Here is a 19837-nt window from a genome sequence, read left to right on the forward strand (position 1 = left end):
TTTCGCCATCTTCTTTTCCGATCCGAATGTTTTTAAATGTCGTCACAATCCCAACAATAAGCCCGATGATCGCAAAAAAATTATACGGCAAGCTCGCTACAAAAAGATGGTACGCGGATATATCGATTCCGTTCTGACGCAATGCCCCTTCCACAACGGACGTCATAAAGCCGACAAAAGCTGTTGCAATCGGTAACAATACAATAATTGGCTCCGTTGAAACATCAATAATATAAGCCATTTTTCGCTTATCAATGTGAAATTTTCCGATTAGCGATTTCATGACTGGACCAATCAGCATAATTCGGAACATTGGGGTAAAAAACGTAAATGGAATCGTAAACCATATAAACAAAAGCATGCGCCGTTTCGAATGAATTTTCCTGCTAATCCATTGGACAAATCCTTTCATTCCACCTGTAATTTGCATCATGCCAATGAGCGCGCCGAACAGATAAAGAAAAGCGATCACTTTCATATGTTCGATTTCCGTAGCTGTCTGCAATAACGCATCTACCGCTCGCTCGATCGAACGAAGCCAATGACCTTCTAAGCAAAATGCTCCGACAAGCAGTCCAACAACAAGCCCCGGTAGTATTTCCCGAAGCCAAATCGCAAGTGGAATGACAATAAGAAATGGCAATAATGAAACCCATGTTCCTTCCAATATGTCCAACTCCTTTCGTTAGAAGGATGGCCATAAACATGAAAAACTATTACTTAAGTTATTGATCATTTAGAACATAGTTTCAATAAAATTTAATAAACAATAAAAACCCGCACTTGCCTGTATGGCTAATGCGGGTTAATGCGTTCTGCGTGCAAAATCGACAAAGCGAAATTTATCAAGCCGATGCCTTGATTCAGTAAACTGGAATAAACTCGCATCTTCCAAGTATACAAAATTTTTCACAACAACGACATGCTCGTATCCGTTTAAATCCAAGTATTTTCGATCTTCATCTGTGACTTGATCGACAAACATTTCTTTTTTGGCAAAACTGATTTTTAATTTCAATTCCTTTTCGATATATTCGTAAATCGAGTCCTCACAAATATCGCGCGTTAACAAAGGAACAAATTTCCGATGAAAAAAATCTTTATCTAAAATAATTTTTTCACCTTCGATTTCCCGAGAACGAATTACTTTCCATACTTCGTCTTTGTTTGGCACACTTAAATGTTTTCGTATATATTCGTCCGGTTTTACGATTTCTAATTCGTGTACAATCGTTCGTGCCGGTTTTCTCATTTTTTGAGCTAATTCTTTAAAACTTACTAATCCAGATACAGGAAAATCATACTTCCCGACATCAAGAACGATCGAACCTTTTCCTTTGATTTTTTGAATATAGCCGTGCTCGGACAAAAGATTTAACGCTTTACGAATCGTTTCCCGCGATGTTTGATATTGCTGCGATAATTCATTTTCAGACGGCAGTTTATCATTCGGTTGAAACGTCCCTTTGCGAATTTGAAGCAAAAGATCATTATAAATCGCTAAAAATTTATTTTCTTTCATGCGCATCACCGACTTGTATTGTATCATTTTGTTAAGTGATACACAATCGATTCGTAAGGACGCAATACCATTTGTTGAAAATGTTCAGGTACGTCCTCGTAATTCGACAGCAAAACACGGCTCATATATCCGCTAATATCGGAATCATCAGGTAACATAAATATCGTTTCGTTGCTAAAAAAGTTGTTAACAACAAGAAGTTTCTCATTGTTCCCGTTTCGTACATATGCGAAAATCTGCGGGTGATCTTCTAGTAATAGTTGATAATCACCAGTTGTAATAATGTCATACTCTTTTCGCAATTGAATAAGGCGTTGGTAATGGTAAAAAATCGATGTCGAATCCTCTAGTGCTTTTTTTACATTAATTTCTTTAAAATTCGATGCGACGCGAATCCAAGGAGTGCCTGCCGTAAAGCCAGCATGTTCGCTGTCATCCCACTGCATCGGTGTGCGCGAATTGTCACGCGATTTACGCTTTAAAATTTCGAGTACTTCTTCCTCGGTTTTCCCCTGCTCCTGTAAAATTTTATACATATTTAACGTTTCAACATCGCGATAATCCTCAATCCGATCGAATTTCGGGTCCGTCATGCCAATTTCTTCACCTTGGTAAATATACGGCGTGCCTTGCATCATATGAATCACTGTCGCAAGCATTTTGGCTGATTCTTTACGATATTTTCCATCATCGCCATAGCGCGAAACGATTCGAGGCTGATCATGATTGCACCAGAACAAAGCGTTCCAGCCGCCGCCTTTGTTCATTTCTACTTGCCAAGTTGATAAAATTCTTTTTAATGCCAAGAAGTCAAAGTCGGCAACCGCCCACTTCTCTCCGTTTGGATAATCGACTTTTAAATGATGGAAATTAAACGTCATATTTAATTCTCTGCGTTCTGGATTTGTATATTGAACGCAATGGTCAATCGTTGTCGACGACATTTCGCCAACGGTCATCATGTCATATTTTGAAAACACTTCGCGATTCATTTCTTGCAAAAATTCGTGAATGCGCGGACCGTCTGTGTAAAATTTGCGGCCGTCCCCTGGTGGTACAGATCCGTCATCGTCTGGAAAACGTTGATCTTTCGAAATTAAATTAATGACATCTAAACGAAAACCATCGACCCCTTTTTTTAACCAAAAGTGCATCATATCATACAGTTTTCGCCGCAACTCCTCATTCTCCCAATTTAAATCCGCTTGTGTAACATCGAACAAATGCAAGTAATATTGGCCTGTATGCTCATCATATTCCCATGCCGAACCCCCAAATTTAGATTGCCAATTGTTAGGCTGTTTGCCATCGCGCCCGTCTTTCCAAATGTAGAAATGACGATATGGATGATCTTTGGACGATCTTGCTTTTTTAAACCATTCATGTTCAGTCGATGTATGATTGACGACAATATCCATCATGATTTTAATGTTACGTTTATGCGCTTCTTTTAGCAGCTGTTCAAAATCTTCCATCGTTCCGTATGGCTCATATATCGCAAAATAATCGCTAATATCATAACCGTTATCGCGCTGCGGCGATTGATAGATCGGAGTCAGCCAAATGACGTCAATACCTAATGTTTTTAAGTAGTCCAGTTTTTCAATAATTCCTTGCAAATCTCCGATCCCATCTCCATTCGTATCTTTAAAACTTTTCGGATAAATTTGATAGACAACTGCTTTTTTCCACCACGGTTGTTTGTCCACTTCAATACCACCTCTCACTTGCTGACAAAAACGATACCATTGGTGTCGCGATTCAAACACCAATGGTATCATCATCGTTATTTTGTTTCTTTCTTGAACTTGCCAAATACGTATGTTAATACGAACGGAATGACAATCGCGAGCGCCATTCCGATGAAAAACGGCATCCATTTTTGCGGAACGATGGATAAAAAGCCAGGAAGGCCTCCCACACCGATAGACGGCGCTAATACTTTATTGATCGTAATGAACATCCCCGCAATCGCGGCACCCGTCATCGCGAAAATAAACGGATAGCGGAAGCGTAAATTAACCCCGAACATCGCTGGTTCGGTAATCCCAAGATACGCGGATACGGAAGAGGTAAAGGCAAGACCTTTTAATTTCTCATCTTTCGCCAAAAACATCATCGCGAGCGCTGCTGAACCTTGGGCGATGTTCGACATGACCAGAATCGGCCATAAAAATGTACCGCCCGTGCTAGAAATGAGCTGCAAATCAACCGGTAAAAACGTATGATGCATTCCCGTAACAACTAACGGAGCGTATAAAGCACCATATAAAAATCCGCCAATCGCCGGAACGTTATCAAAAATCGTGACGAATACACCCGTAATCGCGTTACCGATCGCAAATGTAATAGGACCGATCGCAATAAACGCTGAAAATCCGGTAATCAATAACGAAAGCGGAGCAACGAGCAACAATTGAAACGCGTCTGGAATTCGTTTCCGTAGATATTGTTCAATTTTTGCCAAAACATATGATGCCACTAAAACCGGCAATACTTGACCTTGGTAACCTACCTTTTGCACATCGAGTCCAAATAAATGCCATACAGGGATGTCGCCTTTTTCTTTCGCTGCTCCCCATCCCCATGCGTTTAACAAATCAGGGTGTACGAGCATTAGTCCGAGGACAATTCCTAATAATGGGCTACCGCCAAACTTCGTGACCGCCGACCAACCAATCAATCCTGGCAAGAAGACGAACGCCGTATTGGCGATTAAGTTAATCATGCTGGCAAGGTCGGCCCATTCTTTATGCACTTCAACAAACGATTTCCCTTCATAAAAAATGCCTGGCCCTGTTAGTACATTGTTAATCCCCATCAACAAACCGGCAGTGACGATTGCAGGTAAAATCGGGATAAAAATATCGGCTAATGTTTTAATCGCCCGCTGGAGCGGATTCAACTTTGCTTCTGCTGCATCTTTAATCTCTTGTTTCGTGGCTCGGCCTAGCCCTGTCATTTCAATCATTTCGTTATATACTTTATCGACAAGCCCCTGTCCGATGACGACTTGAAACTGACCGTTTGCTGAAAATGAACCTTTTACAATATCGATTTGTTCGAGCGCTTCTTTATTGACTTTTCCTTCATCTTTCAAAGCAAACCGTAGCCGGGTCACACAATGGGTCGCTGCGATAATATTTTCTTTGCCTCCTACTGCTTGGACAATTTGTTCAACTGATTGTTTATTCATTTTCCAAACCTCCAATTACTTCATTCGAAACAAATAAGACTTTCTCATCGTCACTTGCAATAACGCACTTTGACCGGCAATGCATCTTTCATAAGTAATCGGTTCCATATTTTCTGTTATTTCACTATTCGTAATAATCACTGGGGTTACAATACTGGCTGCTTTCTTTTTAATGAAACCGAGATCAAAAGAAAGCAATAAATCCCCTTTTTTTACTCTTTCTCCTTTTTTTACATGAACCATAAACCCTTCGCCATTCAACAATACTGTTTCTAACCCGATGTGAATAAGAATCTCCAATCCTTTAGATGATAAAAGGCCGATCGCATGTTTCGATTGAAAAATGTTAATGACTCGGCCGTCCACTGGTGATACCACCTTCCCCTCACTTGGTACAATCGCCACCCCGTCACCTAACAGCTTATGAGAAAACGTAGGGCTTGGCACTTCTTCAATTGGGATCACATTTCCATTTAACGGTGCAAATATCGTTTCTTCCCCTTGCCAGACGATCATATATAAGCCCCCTCTGAAGCGCTTACACAAACATGTATATACATGTTTGTGTACGGTTTTTATTTTAACTTGTATATACAAGTTGGTCAACAAAAAATTTCTGTTCAAAATGTAAAAAGCAAGCAGTCGACATATTGACCGCTTGCTTTTTATTTAGAAGGGCGGTTTGGCTAGCTGTTATGAAGCACAGCATACCGCTTAATTTCACGAATTAATGTTTCTTCCTGCTGATAAGAAAGAAGCAGCTGCAACCCGTAATAATAATCGTTGGCTATTTTTCTTTGCCATACTAACGTGCCTAAAAAACTAAACTCCACATCATTTAACATAAATGTCACTTCAATATGAATTTCTCTTAGGTGAGGGGGAATATTGAGAGGTGTCTTCATTCTCATCCCTCGCGGACTAATATCATGAATTTCCGCCGCTCCTTTGTCGCTTTCAATCTCTTTATCATCAATGCGCACAATGCGGAACGTACAAGGGAGCGGTTGTCCGAATTGATAGCGGAATGCTTCTTGTCGTTTAAATCGCACAAAAATCCCCTCTTTCCCAAAATATGGCAACATATCCCCATCTCTTCATGCTTTAGTAAAAACTAACCCTTATTATATATTCATTTCCTTCAATTGTGAATATCCAGCCACATTTCTTTTATTTCTCCTGCTTCTTCGCTGTCTATGACAAATATCCCGTTGCTATACCGGTCGGAAAGTTTCAATTGCGATAAATCAACCGCTTCTATTTCCCCCTTTTCCGTTCGCAATATGATATTACCGTTGTCGCTTTCTATCATAAGTGAGGCGACGATTCGGTGCGGGTTTGTTTTTAATTCGCGAAGCATGACAAGCCCTCGTTTTGCTCGCGATGATTTTTCAAACTCGCTAAGTGGCATTTTTTTGACCGCTCCCCGCTGTGTCGCAATGACAATCATTGGAGAATCCGCCGCAACAATTGGATAAGCGGCGACGACAAAATCGTGTTCTTTCAATTGAATGCCTTTCACTCCAGCAGCGCGCACGCCGATGGCACTCACTTCTTCTTCGCTGAACCATAAACCGTAACCTTGGTTCGTCACAAGGAATAAATCACGGCTGCCATCTGTTATATAGACGTTAATTACTTCATCGTTTTCTTTTAAGTTAATCGCTACAAGTGGACGGCCGTAACGCTGCACTTTATATTGTTTCATTTCGGTCCGCTTCACCATTCCTTGTTTCGTGATAAACATAAGATCGAGCGGCTGTTCAAAGTCTTTGACCGAAACAGCCGAAACAAGGTCATCGTCCCTGTCTAACGGAACAAGATTGGAAATATGCTGCCCTAATTCTTTCCAACGAATATCAGGCAGTTCGTGAACAGGACAATAAATATAGTTGCCCCGCCGCGTAAACAGAAGCAATACGTCCGTTGTATTCATCTCTAATTGTGCTAATAAACGGTCGGATTCTTTCATGCCGAAATCTTGGCCGTTTGACGCTGTATAGGAACGGAGGCTCGTCCGTTTGACATACCCTTCTTTCGTTACCGTGACGATGACGTCTTCTGCCGGTACCATCACTTCAAGGTTGATTTTTATCTCTTCGATTTCCTCTTGAATGATCGTTCTTCGCTCGTCAGCGTATGTCTTTTTTAGTTTTTTCAGCTCCGATTTAATCACCGACAGCAATTTTTTTTCGCTTGCTAAAACGGCCGTCAATTCGCTAATTTTTTTCGAAAGTTCTTCCGCTTCCTGCTTTAAAGCCGTAATGTCCGTATTCGTTAAGCGATACAATTGAAGGGTCACGATCGCTTCGGCTTGTGCCTCGGTAAAGGCGTATTTTGCCATTAATTGATCTTTTGCATCTCTTTTATCTTTCGAAGCACGAATCATTGCGATTATTTCATCAAGAATGGACAAAGCTTTCATTAATCCTTCGACAATGTGCTGGCGGTCATAAGCTTTTTTCAGTTCATAGCGCGAACGGTTTGCGACGACTTCTTTTTGATGTTCAATATACGCATCGAGCAATTCAGGAAGGCTCAACAGTTTCGGACGCCGCTCGTGAATCGCCACCATGTTAAAATTATACGGCACTTGCAAATCGGTATTTTTATATAAATAGTTTAAAATCCCTTCAGCATCGGCTTCTTTCTTTAATTCAATGACGATGCGGAGGCCGGTTCGGTCCGTTTCATCACGGACGTCGGAAATGCCGTCGAGTTTCCGATCAAACCGCAGTTCGTCAATTTTTTTGACAAGATTGGCTTTGTTGATTTCATACGGAATTTCCGTAATGACAATTTGTTGTTTGCCGCCTTTCGCTGACTCAATCACCGCTTTTCCACGGATGATAATTTTTCCTTTTCCCGTTTCGTACGCCTTTTTAATTCCGTCTTTTCCTTGAATAATGCCGCCGGTTGGAAAATCTGGTCCGTGCAAAACGGTCATTAACTCATCGACGGTGCAGGTTGGCTTGTCAATCCGCATGATAACTGCATCAATGACTTCGCCTAAATGATGCGGCGGAATTTCTGTCGCATACCCTGCGGAAATGCCGGTCGAACCGTTCACTAACAAATTCGGAAACATGGCAGGGAGCACGACCGGCTCTTGGCTTGTGTCGTCAAAGTTTGGCACAAATTCGACCGTCTCTTTTTCAATATCCCGCAACAATTCCGCGGCAATTGCTGATAGGCGCGCCTCCGTATAACGCATCGCCGCTGGAGGATCGCCGTCGATGCTGCCGTTATTTCCGTGCATTTCGATTAAAATATTGCGCAACTTCCAGTCTTGGCTCATCCGCACCATCGCTTCGTACACGGATGAATCGCCGTGCGGATGGAAGTTTCCAATCACGTTTCCGACCGTTTTCGCCGCTTTGCGGAATCCTTTATCAGCCGTATTTCCGTCCACATACATCGCATATAAAATCCGGCGTTGAACAGGCTTCAGCCCGTCGCGCACGTCGGGAAGCGCCCGTTCTTGAATAATGTATTTACTGTAACGTCCAAAACGGTCGCCTAATACATCTTCCAATGGTAAGTCTAACAATCTTTCTGTCATACTGTTCCCTCCTCTGCGACCGATACGTGTTCATTGTCTAAAATATTCGGATCATCCGCTAAACCGAATTGGACATTTGCTTCAATCCATTTGCGCCGCGGTTCGACTTTATCTCCCATGAGCGTCGTCACACGCCGCTCCGCTCTTGCGGCATCATCAATCCGCACTCGAATGAGCGTGCGCGTTTCTGGATTCATCGTCGTTTCCCACAGCTGATCCGCGTTCATTTCGCCAAGACCTTTATACCGTTGAATCGTATAGCCTTTGCCTAGTTTTTTGATCGCTTCTTTTAGTTGCTCATCGGTCCATGCATATTCCACCATTTCTTTTTTTCCGGTGCCTTTGCTAATTTTGTAAAGCGGCGGAAGGGCAATGTATACTTTTCCTGCTTCAATTAAAGGGCGCATATATCGGTAGAAAAACGTTAAAAGCAGCACCTGAATATGAGCGCCGTCCGTATCGGCATCCGTCATAATAATCACTTTGTCATAGTTAATATCTTCTAACGAAAAATCAGCTCCGGCGCCGCCGCCGATGGCATGGATAATCGTGTTGATCTCTTCATTTTTAAAAATATCCGCAAGCTTTGCCTTTTCCGTATTGATGACTTTGCCGCGCAATGGAAGCACCGCCTGAAAACGCCGATCGCGCCCTTGTTTTGCTGAACCGCCTGCCGAGTCACCTTCTACTAAATAGAGCTCATTTTTCTTCGGATTGCGCGTTTGTGCAGGTGTCAATTTGCCGCTCAGCACCGTTTCTTTTCCTTTTTTCTTTTTCCCGCTTCTTGCTTCTTCGCGCGCTTTTCGCGCCGCTTCCCGCGCTTGGTAGGCTTTAATCGCTTTTTTGACGAGCATCGCGCCAATATCCGGATTTTCTTGGAGAAAGTACGTTAAATGTTCCGAAACAATCGAATCGACGACGGAGCGGGCTTCGCTTGTTCCAAGTTTTCCTTTTGTTTGCCCTTCAAACTGCAATAAATGTTCCGGAATTCTGACCGATACAATAGCTGATAATCCTTCGCGAATATCAGAACCTTCTAAGTTTTTATCTTTTTCTTTTAATAGGCCCGTTTTGCGCGCATATTCGTTAAAAACGCGGGTCATCGCTGTTTTGGCGCCCGCTTCATGCGTTCCGCCGTCTTTTGTGCGAACATTGTTCACGAATGAAAGTACATTTTCTGAGTAGCCGTCATTAAATTGAAAAGCAAATTCCACTTCAACTCCGTTTTGTTGCCCTTCAAAATAAACGACGGGATGGAGAACATCTTTTTCTTCATTCAAATAAGCGACAAACGCTTCAATCCCGTTTTCGTAATGAAACAATTCGCGCATTCCTGTCCGCTCATCGATCAATTCAATTTTAAGCCCTTTTAACAAAAACGCGGATTCCCTTAACCGCTCGCTCAACGTTTCATAGTTAAAAGTCGTCGTGCTGAAGATCGTTGGATCCGGTTTAAATTGAATGGTCGTCCCCGTTTTTTTCGTCGTTCCGATCTTTTCTAATGTCGTCACTGGAGTTCCGCCATGTTCAAACCGTTGTTGATAAATAAATCCGTCGCGATGAATCGTGACGACAAGCCATTCCGATAAAGCGTTGACGACCGACGCGCCCACTCCGTGCAAGCCGCCGCTCGTTTTATAGCCACCTTGCCCGAATTTTCCACCGGCATGAAGCACAGTTAAAATCACTTCCGGCGTCGGTTTTCCTAGCTTATGCATTCCCGTCGGCATGCCCCGTCCTTCATCTGACACGGTAATGCTGTTGTCTTTATGTATTTTGACGAGAATATAGTTTCCGTATCCCGCCAGCGCTTCATCGACGGAGTTGTCGACAATTTCATAGACGAGATGATGCAAGCCGCGGCTATCGGTGCTGCCGATATACATCCCCGGCCGCTTCCGTACCGCTTCAAGCCCCTCGAGCACTTGAATAGCATCATCGTTATATTCATATACTTGCTGTTTCGTCACGCACATACCCCTTTCAAAAATAAGAACATTTGTTTCTGTTTTATTGTAGCATACATTTCGCAAACGTCCATGTTTATTTTATCGTTTTAGACAAAATAAGCAAATTTTGCACCGAAAATGGAAATGACCATCTTTTAAAAAGATGGCCGAGTTTCGTTTAATTCCGTTTCGTTAAGGCATGTTCTACTTTAATACAGCGATCCATCACAACCGTATATCCTTTTTCTTTTAGAAATTCATATGCTTCCTCATTGACAACACCTAATTGCGCCCAAAAAACATCGGCGTCAATTTGGGCAAATTCGCGGGCAACTTCCGGCAAATGCTCGGAGCGGCGAAACACATTGACAATATCGACATGGCCTTCGATATCTTTTAACGTTTTGACAGCACGGATTCCTTCCCATTCATCAATCGTCGGGTTCACCGGAATAATTTCGTATCCGGCGTCTTTCATCGCTTTGGCGATCATATAGGAAGTGCGCTCCGGATTGTTCGACAGTCCGACAACCGCAATGCGTTTTGCATTTTGTAAAATTTCCGCAATTTCTTCACGGCTTGGGTTTGTAATCGGCATGTTTGTTTCCCCTTTCGTTCACTTTTATGTAGTATTTCTTCATATGCAAAAAAGAATCCTGCTAAATCCAATATTTTATTCAAACAACCGCTTGGTGACAGCTTCCATATCGGTAGTCGGGTTTTGGCAGGCAAAATTTGCGCATACATATATAGTACGCTCAACCAGACCTCCCACCCACTGCTTTTTATTGAATCCAACGAGGTATAGTAAATGGCTAAGGGAGATAACAATATCGTTCCGAAGCCTGTCGCATAGGTAGTTGCAGTTAATGGGCTGTACTTTTTCATGACAACCTTGCCAATCACTGAATAACTTGCTCCAAAAAAGCGGAAAAAGGCAACCGTAACTGGATGTAAGCTTTCAGTTGCAATTTTTCCCGCAATAAAAGCCCCACCCCAAATGGTTGTAGTTAAAAAAAGAAGAACATATGTTTTTGATAAAAGAAGGTAAGTATGATTTAGCCATCATACTGGATCAAAAACAAGAAGACCCTGACTTAAATTTCATCACAATAAAAGAAGAACAATTGGTTTTAGTTGCGAAACCAGACCACCATTTGGTTCGATTCGACCATGTAAGCATAAAGGATTTAAGTGGTGAAAAGTTAATTGTTACAGAGCAAAGATGTAGTTATCGTGAAATAATAGAAAATTTATATCGCAGTCATGCAATACGACTTGAATACTCTATTGAATTAGAAAGCATAGAAGCAATTAAACGTTGTGTATCATATGGTCTTGGAATCGCTTTTTTACCGCTAATGACTGTGGTGGAAGAAATAAAAAAAGGAGAATTGGCTTGCATTCCCCTTTCTCACCCAGAATTAAACATTTATTTGCAATTGGTTTACCATAAAAAGAAATGGATTCCACAATCAATGCAGCAATTGTTGAACCTACTATTTCTGACAGGTAAATCATAATCACATTCCAATTTCACACCTGTCAAACTGATATCCTTGATTTTCCCTTTCCCTTTTTTATGTTTTAGCCGTTTCAGCAATTGGTCACCACAAGCGATTAACTCGAATATGCATTCCGGTTCGAGAAGATTTATTCGAAAAGCCCTTCTTTTTTCCATTTTTTTTAATTTGTCATGCAGTTCCGTTAGTTTTTGTTGTAATGAATCGATGTATTCATCTTTTTCTCTTAATTGCTTTTGTTTAGAGATGTAAATAAGCAAAAGAATGAGTACTAATAAAATCGCAAGTATACTTCCCCATACCATGATGCTCATATAACAACTCTTTCTTGGAGTAGAGTTACTCTGTTATTGGAATTGGTTTTCCTAATAAGTATCCTTGTCCAAAATGGACGCCCAATGCTTTTGCAACTGCTAAATCCGCTGGCTCTTCAATTCCCTCCAAAATCAATTTCATATTTTTATCCTGACAAATGTCCAAAAGCATTTTAATCACTTCTTGTTTGTTTTTTGAAACAGCTAAATCAATCGCAAAATATCGATCCATCTTCACAAAATCTGGCTCAAGTTCGATGACGGTTCGCAATGATGACTCTTCTTTTCCAAAATCATCAAGTGCAACAGTATACCCCTTTTCCTTCAAAAAAATTATCGCCCTTTTCAGTGACCCCATATCCGAAATTTTTTCTGCTTCGTTAATTTCAAATACAATGTTTCGTCCAAAAGTGTTTATGCTATTCAGAAAATTAGGAAAAAATGAGTGAAGCACAGTAGAAGGATATACATTCACAAATCTTCTGTGCCTTGCATTTATAGAAGACAAAGCAAGCTGAACAGAACAAGTATCCAAGTCATACAGCCTATTTTTTTTCATTGCAAATTGAAAAAGACTTTCGGGATTTTGAAAGAACTTACAACGTAACAAAGCTTCATAACCGAACACTTTCCAATCTTCCAAAGCATATATCGGTTGGTACACATGATGGAACATTTTCTTTCGTATGATATCATCTAAAATCATTTCATTTTCGACTGGCATAGTGTAAACTCCTTATCTAAATCATTTAAGATAGTTAAAATAAACAGCATAGGTTATATACGTGACTAACCATTTTGATTTGGTTTGATTATCATTCTTCGTTCTTGTCCATACTATAACTAGAACTCCAGAATGAAGGGACGATTAAAACAACGGCACATCTCACCATCACTCATGCCTAGTTTTCCCCCAACCGATTTACGGAAATTAGAAAAACAACAAAACAATGTTCGTTTACGTATGCGGCATCACAGCGGTTCGTTTCATGATGGAAGGATACATAAGAAAAGCAGTCGCTCATTGTGCAATCTTCATCATCAATCTGTTGCCACCTACGTCAAAAAATTAATGAAGGTAGGATGATGCCTTATTAGAACGAAACGGGCATCATGCGAGCATTACGTTGTCTCGTACTCTGAAACATAATGACAAGAAAAATGCTGCATCAAACCTCCTCCTCTTGCAAACAGGAGGATTTTTTGTCGTTTCTTCAGCTAGTGGCGAACCATTACAAAGATCAGCCGATTGCTATAGTGGTAGACAATGCCAAAATTCATCGTTCTCAACTCATTCAGGATTTTGTTACAAAAAATGGACGGATGCTTTTGATTGATTCCCTTCTATTCATCTGTAGAGATGGTTAGTTAAAAGAAACGGTCATTGACAATCAGTTTCATCCGACACGTTCTTCTATTGAAGAAACGATGAACTTATTTTTAACAGAAATTTCTGGAAATATAAGCGATGTATTGCGCCAGATGAACATCGTCTGCGTATAAGTACCATGTCGAAAAGCTAAACCAGTTTTATATAGTCAATCCTTATACAAAAAAGATATCTAATCATATTTATAGCATATAATTTTATTTTTTTAATATCAATAGTCTCTTCGATAATTTTAAAGATTGAGGCTACAGTTACCTATGAGGTGATATGATAATATGAGTAATTTACCAAAACTTATTGGAGAGCGGATTCGAAATTTCCGCAAAGAGAAAGGGTTGAGCCAAGAAGAATTAGCTCATAAAGCCAATCTCCACACTACGTACATAGGACAATTGGAGCGTGGAGAGAAAAACGCCACTTTGGAAAGTATAGAAAAGGTGGCTAACGCTCTGGAGATTTCATTGGAAGACCTTTTTCGATCGGTCAATCCTCATGCAAATTCTCACGAGTACACATTGTTTCAAATCGTCACACGTTTGCAAACAATGAATATCAAGGATCAAAAAATCATACTCAAGTTCCTGGACCTATTGCAAGACTGGAAAGATCAGTAATGATCATTGAATTATCAAGCATTCTGGACAAAATAGTAAAAAAAGGAGGCTGTCTCAAAAGGTTGTTAAATCGACCTTTTGAGATCAGCTCCTTGTTTCTTTTTTTTACCATTTAGTTGTTTATTCCTTTTCCAAACGACGATTTTCTTATTTTTTGCGGAAAAAAGGAGGCCTGAAAAACGAACGGCTGAGATCAGCTAAACTACTTAACCGATGATTTTTAAAGCATATTGTTATGATGAAATTTGTGGAAATGCTATAATATATAATGTAAAATTTTTTTAGAAAAGGGGTATGAATGTATGTATGATGTAGCGATTATTGGGGCTGGTCCAGCGGGAGCAAGCGCCGCTATTTTTACAGCAAAAGCAGGAAAGAAAACGGTATTGATCGATAACGACAAAAGCATGACAAAGAGGGCTTGGGTGGAAAACCATTATGGCGTGATGGAAATAACAGGTCCGGATTTAGTGGAAACCGGAAAAAAACAAGCTGTGAAACTCGGAGCAGAACTTGTAAATGCGCAAGTAGTCAACATCACAAAAATAGAAGCAGGCTTCCTTATCCAAACAGACGACGCTGCGTTTGAAACAAAGCATGTTATTTTGGCAACAGGTATCGCGACAGAGCTCGCGGAAAAAGTTGGCGTCAAAACAAAAGCAGGTACAGAGCCGCGTATTAAAACCATTATCGATGTGGATGCTTCCGGACGTACGAATATTGATGGGATTTGGGCCGCCGGAACTGTCGCTGGCGTCAGCGTACATACCATTATTACTGCCGGCGATGGCGCAAAAGTCGCTATTAACATCATCAGTGAACTGAATGGCGAACGTTATGTAGACCATGACGTGTTGAAGGCGTAATCAAAAACCGTCCCATATAGGGGACGGTTTTTGATTGATTCCCTTGAGCGATACCGTTTTTACTTTTCCCTAACGAATCCCCTATCCTCTGCACACTTGTTTAATGTTACCATTTAATGAATCCATTAAACTATTACGAGGCGATTTCCGTATGACAAAGAAATTGGCGACAAGCTTGGCATAACAACAAAAGCCCCGCCATATTAAATCGATATTTTAAAAGCGTTTCACGAAACGGTATCCCGTTATTTCATAACCTAATTCTTTATAAAATTGATGGGCTTGTTCCTCTCTTCCAAAACCGCTAACCAACCAGGTTCCAATACACCCTTTTTCAAAAGCTAATTTTTCGGCATAGCTCATCAAAGACCGCCCAACACCTTTACGACGTGCATTCGAATCAACAACAATGACAGAGATTTCACCATATTTGCTTACTTCTTCTAAATTCTCACGAATACGAAACCCAAGTAATCCTAAAATAATGCCATTTTCTTCGCAAACATATAGAGAATCAAAAGGGCTATCCTCTATAAATTCTAATCTGTTATTCATTTCCTCTTGAGAGATTTCGTGACCACTCAATTCCTTCATTAGATGACACAAATGTTGAACATCTTCTTTTACAGCTTGACGAATGGTTAATGGCATATATATCTCCTCCCTTTCTCTCTGCTTTTATTCTTATAGTATTTCGAGAGAGTTCGGTTTCATTCCTTCCCAAATAGAGATCTAGGGATCGCCGAAAAAAACAATAATACAAAGATAATTTTCTTGTCATGTCATCCACTGTATGCGCATAATAAAGTTGAACAGCATAAAATAAAACAGGACATTGGCGGCAACCAATGTCCCATCGATACACAGCTTACTGCAAGAAGTGCAGTGGCCCAGAAAAACGGATCGTAACCCACCTTCATTTAGGCCGAGCAAGGTGGGTTACTTTTTGTCTTTGGATACAGCGATGACGGTCACAATCAGCGATGCAAACGCAATCATTAGATTCACTCTCTTCACTAATGATAATCAACCGTAACGCTTTTTCATTGAATCGAAAGTGTCAATTCCTGCAAAGCCCTCCACTTCAACGATTCGGGAAACGAAGAGCTCAGTCTTCATCTTTCTTTTTTTGTTGCTCTTCTTCTCGTTTCTCTTCTTTAAGAGCTTTTTCTTGTTTTTCTAACGGTTTAGGCTTTTCTTCCTCCCGCTCAGTTTTTGTCTGCTCTTCCGGCTGTTTATGATTTTCTTGCTCATTATTAGCTTTTTCTTGTTTGTCCAGCTGCTTGCGTTTTTCTTCCGGTTCCAAAATTTTCTTTTGCTCTTTTTCTAAATGTTTGCTGTCATTTTCTTGTTTTTTTGGCACTTTAGTTTTTTCATTTTCTATTTCTTTTCTTCCATATTCTTCTTGAGTTTTATTTCCGTTTTCTTCAACTTCTCTCTTATTACGATTAGTCTGTTGCTCTTTATGTTCCATTTGTTTATCCTTTTCGGTTAAATTTCCAAACAATTTTTTGATTTCTGCTACCGATTTTTCTTTTACTTTTTCAATTGGCACGCCTTTGTTTTCGGCAATCGCTAATTTATTGGGGGAAACGCCTAATTTTTTCGCTTCATCATGCGTCCGTTTACTTATTTCGATCAATGTAACCGCCAGTTTTCTTTTTTGTTCAATCATATGAATCGTTTTTTCAATTTGCTCGTCAATCGCTTTATCTTTCTTATTGATATGGGTGATGGAAATCATCACATCTCGTTCATTTTTTAAATAACCGTTCTGTTCACTTTGATCAACGATTTCCTCTGTAACATCGGTTAACGTTTTACCTTTCCAATCGGCAATCGAACGAACAATTTTCCTGCCGTCATCGTTATATGCTCGCATGGCTGTAACTGTTTGTTTGTCATCGATGGACATCTCAATGCTTGGATTCATATCAATCGTCACATATGCATAAGCTTTGCCCGTATTTAGGTTGGTTAATAATGGAATCACAGCTAACAGCAAGACTAGCGCCATGGAAACCTGAGGGATTTTTCTTGCAAATAGCTTTCGTCCTAAACTTGCTTTTTCTTCTTGGGACGTTGTAAATGAAATCTCCTCGCCAATTTGATATTCCTTTATTTTCTTTACTTTTAAAAACTCACCGTCACGGGTCATGACGATATAATAACGTTTATGTTCTTCCATAATAATTCCATTTCTCATTTTTCCACCCCCTTTAAATACTCTTTCAAATAAATATAGTCTTCCGAAAGAAGGATCACGAGCGCAATTAAATATTTTCGGTTTCTTTCAAGTGTTTTACGGCTCACCTCAACTAGATTGGCCACTTCCTTAATCGGCAACTTCTTTTTATCGAATAATTGTCTTTTTAAATTCTCATGTTTTAAAATCATTTTGGCTATGTGTAAAGATGTCTCTCTCGCGTCCTTGTGCTTGGGACAATGCTCCGTTAAATCAAGCATGGTAATCCCAAATTCTTTTAATTTCTCGGTATAGTGGCTAATCTCTTCTTTTCGCTGTTCCGTTTCGATTTGTTTTTGATATTGCTCACTCGTTGCTTTGATTTCGTATGGATTTTCCATATCTTCTTCTCTGTCATCGAGCGAATAGCCGTAATTCTTTTTTTCCTTTCGGATGTAATCAATGACCCGGCGTTTAATCACCAAGCTTGCAAAAGATAAAAAGTTACTCCCTTTATTGGGCGTATATTTTTCAATCGCCTCGTGAAAAGCAATTAGTCCTATGCTAAATTCATCATCATATTCTGGAGCAATTTTTCTTTTGCATACTTCGGAAACTTTTGTGGCGATAAACGGTTTGTATTGTTCGATAAAATCGTTTAATTTTTCTGTTTCCCTGTTTTGGAATTGTTCAATGAATTTTTCGATTTGATCGTCCTTTACCTTCCTAAAAAAACTGCGAAGCATCTCTTCACCTCTTGCCTTCCTTAACATATTCGCCACTCGCGCCATTTTTATGGGGGTGTCATCATTTATAAAAGTATACATCAAAAAAGCCCTCCGCTGAGAGAGGACTTTTTTGGTCATTATCCATTATCTTCATCTTTGTTTTCTTTATTGTTTCCATTCTCATTCTTTTTTTCTTTTTTCTTTTCTTCTGCTCGTTTTTGTGCCTCCTCATTCGCTTTTTCTTCGCGTTTTTGGGCTTCTTCGCTAGCTTTCTCTTCGTGTTTTTGTACTTCTTCACGAGCTTTTTCCTCACGTTTTGGCTCCTCTTCTTTTGCTTTCACTTCGCGTTTCTGAGCTTCTTCCGTTGCCTTTTCTGCATGCGTGTTTGTTTCTTTTTGCTGTTTCTCTGCTTTGGTGGCTGATGCTTGGCTTTCTTCTTTCATATCTTCTTCATCTTTTACTTGATTTGTAGCATCTCCCACAGCCGCTTTCTCATCATTTTCTACTGCTTCTGCTTCCTGAGCTTCGTCTTTCATTTTGTTTTTGCCTTTTTTATTAGCTTCATCTGCTTTTTTCGCTTCTAATTTCGCTAATTTTTGCTGAAGCCGTTCGACTTTTTTGTCATCGCCATTCGCTTTTGCTTCTTCTAATTCAGCTGTTAATCGTTTTTCTTTGATCATTGTCGAAATTTCTTTAGGATGAAGACCATTTTCTCGCAACAATTCCCCAAAACCTTTTCCTTCTTTAACGGAAGCGGAGATTTCTTCAACCGTTTTTCCCGTTGCCTCCGCTAATGCTGCAATTTTCGCAATTTCTCCATACCCGAATCCTTGATCACGAAGAGATTGAACCATTTTCGCATCGATGCCTTTTACAACATTTGCGACCGCTTTTGTTGTTTCCTGCGCTTCTTCTAACTCCTCTTTTGTGTTTTCGTCTAAGTTTTGTGAAATCGTTTCTTCTGATTTTTCATCAACATTTGCCACTTCTTCTAATTTATTCGCCAATTCTTCCTGTTTTTCGTCTGTTAATTCATCTTCGTTAATAGCCTCTGACACCTTTTCTTGTGATTGTACTAATAATTGCATATACTCTTCCACTGCTTTTTTCACAAACTCTTGTTTTTCAGCCTCTGTCATGACTTTTGCTTCAGCGAGTCTTTCTTTGGCGAATTGAAGCAGCAAATCGCTTTCTTTCGCTGAATCTGTCGTGATCGCTAATTGTAAATCTTCAAAAAGTTTATCAAATGTATACAAAAAGCTGTCAGGCGTTGTCCCTGCGTCAGATGCAGTTTGTTCGTCTACAACAGCGTTTTGCCCAGCTGTCGTATCGTTGCTGTCCGCAAAAGCATGCGTGCCTCCCAGTATCGATGTAAGCAACACGCTTGTGACTAAAACATTCTTAACCTTTAATATTTTGTCCATATGTATTCCCTCCTTTTTTGATTGCGAGATATATTTCGAGCGCACCTTATCGTTTTATGGGGGTCAAGCGGTGAAAAAATAATTTTTATTCTGAATGTTTTTGGCTTATGGGGATGAGATGGTGTCATTACTCTACATCAATCGTAACGTTTGCGCTATATCCACGTTTCATGCATTTTTAACATTAGAAGCGAGTGTTTGTTATCACATAGGCAAAAAGGAGGTCTTGTTCGTTGCGCGAAAGAAATATGCAACAAACCATTGTCGATGTATTACAGGCAAAATGGGCTCCGTTTTAATTTTATTTGTTTGGCTCAACAGTGAAAGGAAACATTCATTAAAATAAGTAAGGCTCAACACAATGAATATAGGAAATACGGGCTTAAATTTTGCCGCATATATAAATAAAGTGATCCCATTGTGAAATATCAGCGCTCTCAGTTACTTTGCTGTTGAACATTTTAAAAAAAATGCGGAATGCTTCCATTCCTATGTTCGATCTTTTAACTCGCTTCCTTCGTACCATGAAGCTAATGTAGCGAAAACTAAAATTACCGACGCTGA

General features: G+C 40.1%; 19 protein-coding genes and 1 pseudogene. 4 read left to right on the top strand and 16 right to left on the bottom strand.

Going from position 1 to position 19837, the window contains the following annotated elements; all coding sequences use genetic code 11:
* From HNQ34_RS13230 to HNQ34_RS17860, 10 genes and pseudogenes are all read right to left on the bottom strand, one after another.
* A pseudogene (locus HNQ34_RS13230) lies at positions 1 to 667 on the bottom strand (Na+/H+ antiporter NhaC family protein); the annotation flags it as partial.
* 138 nt (positions 668 to 805) lie between these two features.
* Positions 806 to 1522, bottom strand: a complete 717-nt coding sequence (gene treR / locus HNQ34_RS13235; protein ID WP_183255379.1) for a trehalose operon repressor — start codon at positions 1520 to 1522, stop codon at positions 806 to 808.
* A 23-nt stretch (positions 1523 to 1545) separates the two neighbouring features.
* A complete protein-coding gene (gene treC / locus HNQ34_RS13240) occupies positions 1546 to 3231 on the bottom strand; it encodes an alpha,alpha-phosphotrehalase (protein WP_183255381.1) in 1686 nt (561 codons plus the stop codon).
* A gap of 77 nt (positions 3232 to 3308) precedes the next feature.
* Complete coding sequence (gene treP, locus HNQ34_RS13245) at positions 3309 to 4718, bottom strand: PTS system trehalose-specific EIIBC component (RefSeq protein ID WP_246364192.1); 1410 nt, start codon at positions 4716 to 4718, stop codon at positions 3309 to 3311.
* 15 nt (positions 4719 to 4733) lie between these two features.
* Entirely contained in the window at positions 4734 to 5234 is a 501-nt protein-coding gene (locus HNQ34_RS17580; RefSeq protein WP_246364195.1) for a PTS sugar transporter subunit IIA, read from the bottom strand.
* Between the two features lie 170 nt (positions 5235 to 5404).
* Positions 5405 to 5770 (bottom strand): PilZ domain-containing protein, encoded by a 366-nt coding sequence (locus HNQ34_RS13250; protein WP_183255384.1) that lies wholly within the window; start codon positions 5768 to 5770, stop codon positions 5405 to 5407.
* An 89-nt stretch (positions 5771 to 5859) separates the two neighbouring features.
* Entirely contained in the window at positions 5860 to 8280 is a 2421-nt protein-coding gene (parC, locus tag HNQ34_RS13255) for a DNA topoisomerase IV subunit A (RefSeq protein WP_183255387.1), read from the bottom strand.
* On the bottom strand, positions 8277 to 10250 hold the full coding sequence (gene parE / locus HNQ34_RS13260; protein ID WP_183255389.1) for a DNA topoisomerase IV subunit B: 1974 nt from the start codon (positions 10248 to 10250) through the stop codon (positions 8277 to 8279). Before parE ends, parC begins: the two co-directional genes overlap by 4 nt.
* 157 nt (positions 10251 to 10407) lie before the next feature.
* A complete protein-coding gene (locus HNQ34_RS13265; RefSeq protein WP_183255391.1) occupies positions 10408 to 10827 on the bottom strand; it encodes a CoA-binding protein in 420 nt (139 codons plus the stop codon).
* The gene (locus HNQ34_RS17860) at positions 10719 to 11231 is read right to left on the bottom strand and encodes an EamA family transporter (RefSeq protein ID WP_337959706.1); all 513 of its coding nucleotides are present in this window, start codon (positions 11229 to 11231) and stop codon (positions 10719 to 10721) included. Before HNQ34_RS17860 ends, HNQ34_RS13265 begins: the two co-directional genes overlap by 109 nt.
* A 32-nt stretch (positions 11232 to 11263) precedes the next feature.
* Between HNQ34_RS17860 and HNQ34_RS13270 the strand changes: the two genes are divergently transcribed.
* Positions 11264 to 11752: a LysR family transcriptional regulator substrate-binding protein gene (locus HNQ34_RS13270; protein ID WP_246364198.1), complete on the top strand. Its 489-nt coding sequence runs from the start codon at positions 11264 to 11266 to the stop codon at positions 11750 to 11752.
* 339 nt (positions 11753 to 12091) lie between these two features.
* Here HNQ34_RS13270 and HNQ34_RS13275 read toward each other — a convergent pair whose 3' ends face one another.
* Positions 12092 to 12790, bottom strand: a complete 699-nt coding sequence (locus HNQ34_RS13275) for an EAL domain-containing protein (RefSeq protein ID WP_183255392.1) — start codon at positions 12788 to 12790, stop codon at positions 12092 to 12094.
* 437 nt (positions 12791 to 13227) lie between these two features.
* On the opposite strand from HNQ34_RS13275, the gene HNQ34_RS17955 reads away from it, so the two are divergent.
* The 3 genes from HNQ34_RS17955 to HNQ34_RS13290 all read left to right on the top strand — a co-directional run bounded on the left by HNQ34_RS17955 (position 13228) and on the right by HNQ34_RS13290 (position 14936).
* The gene (locus HNQ34_RS17955; RefSeq protein WP_183255394.1) at positions 13228 to 13434 is read left to right on the top strand and encodes a transposase; all 207 of its coding nucleotides are present in this window, start codon (positions 13228 to 13230) and stop codon (positions 13432 to 13434) included.
* Positions 13435 to 13731: 297 nt separating this feature from the next.
* Positions 13732 to 14070, top strand: a complete 339-nt coding sequence (locus tag HNQ34_RS13285; RefSeq protein WP_183255396.1) for a helix-turn-helix domain-containing protein — start codon at positions 13732 to 13734, stop codon at positions 14068 to 14070.
* 302 nt (positions 14071 to 14372) lie between these two features.
* The gene (locus HNQ34_RS13290) at positions 14373 to 14936 is read left to right on the top strand and encodes an FAD-dependent oxidoreductase (RefSeq protein WP_183255398.1); all 564 of its coding nucleotides are present in this window, start codon (positions 14373 to 14375) and stop codon (positions 14934 to 14936) included.
* A gap of 216 nt (positions 14937 to 15152) precedes the next feature.
* On the opposite strand, the gene HNQ34_RS13295 is transcribed toward HNQ34_RS13290, so the two are convergent.
* From HNQ34_RS13295 to HNQ34_RS13310, 5 genes are all read right to left on the bottom strand, one after another.
* The gene (locus HNQ34_RS13295; protein ID WP_183255401.1) at positions 15153 to 15587 is read right to left on the bottom strand and encodes a GNAT family N-acetyltransferase; all 435 of its coding nucleotides are present in this window, start codon (positions 15585 to 15587) and stop codon (positions 15153 to 15155) included.
* Positions 15588 to 15875: 288 nt separating this feature from the next.
* A complete protein-coding gene (locus HNQ34_RS17865; RefSeq protein ID WP_337959707.1) occupies positions 15876 to 15953 on the bottom strand; it encodes a putative holin-like toxin in 78 nt (25 codons plus the stop codon).
* Positions 15954 to 16044: 91 nt separating this feature from the next.
* Entirely contained in the window at positions 16045 to 17142 is a 1098-nt protein-coding gene (locus tag HNQ34_RS13300; protein ID WP_183255404.1) for an anti-sigma factor domain-containing protein, read from the bottom strand.
* A complete protein-coding gene (gene sigI, locus HNQ34_RS13305) occupies positions 17139 to 17867 on the bottom strand; it encodes an RNA polymerase sigma-I factor (RefSeq protein ID WP_183255406.1) in 729 nt (242 codons plus the stop codon). Before sigI ends, HNQ34_RS13300 begins: the two co-directional genes overlap by 4 nt.
* A gap of 119 nt (positions 17868 to 17986) precedes the next feature.
* Positions 17987 to 19273: a DUF5667 domain-containing protein gene (locus HNQ34_RS13310; protein ID WP_183255408.1), complete on the bottom strand. Its 1287-nt coding sequence runs from the start codon at positions 19271 to 19273 to the stop codon at positions 17987 to 17989.
* Positions 19274 to 19837: the final 564 nt, after the last annotated feature.

Source organism: Anoxybacteroides tepidamans (assembly GCF_014201465.1).
In the GTDB taxonomy this organism is placed as follows: Bacteria; Bacillota; Bacilli; order Bacillales; family Anoxybacillaceae; genus Anoxybacteroides; species Anoxybacteroides tepidamans.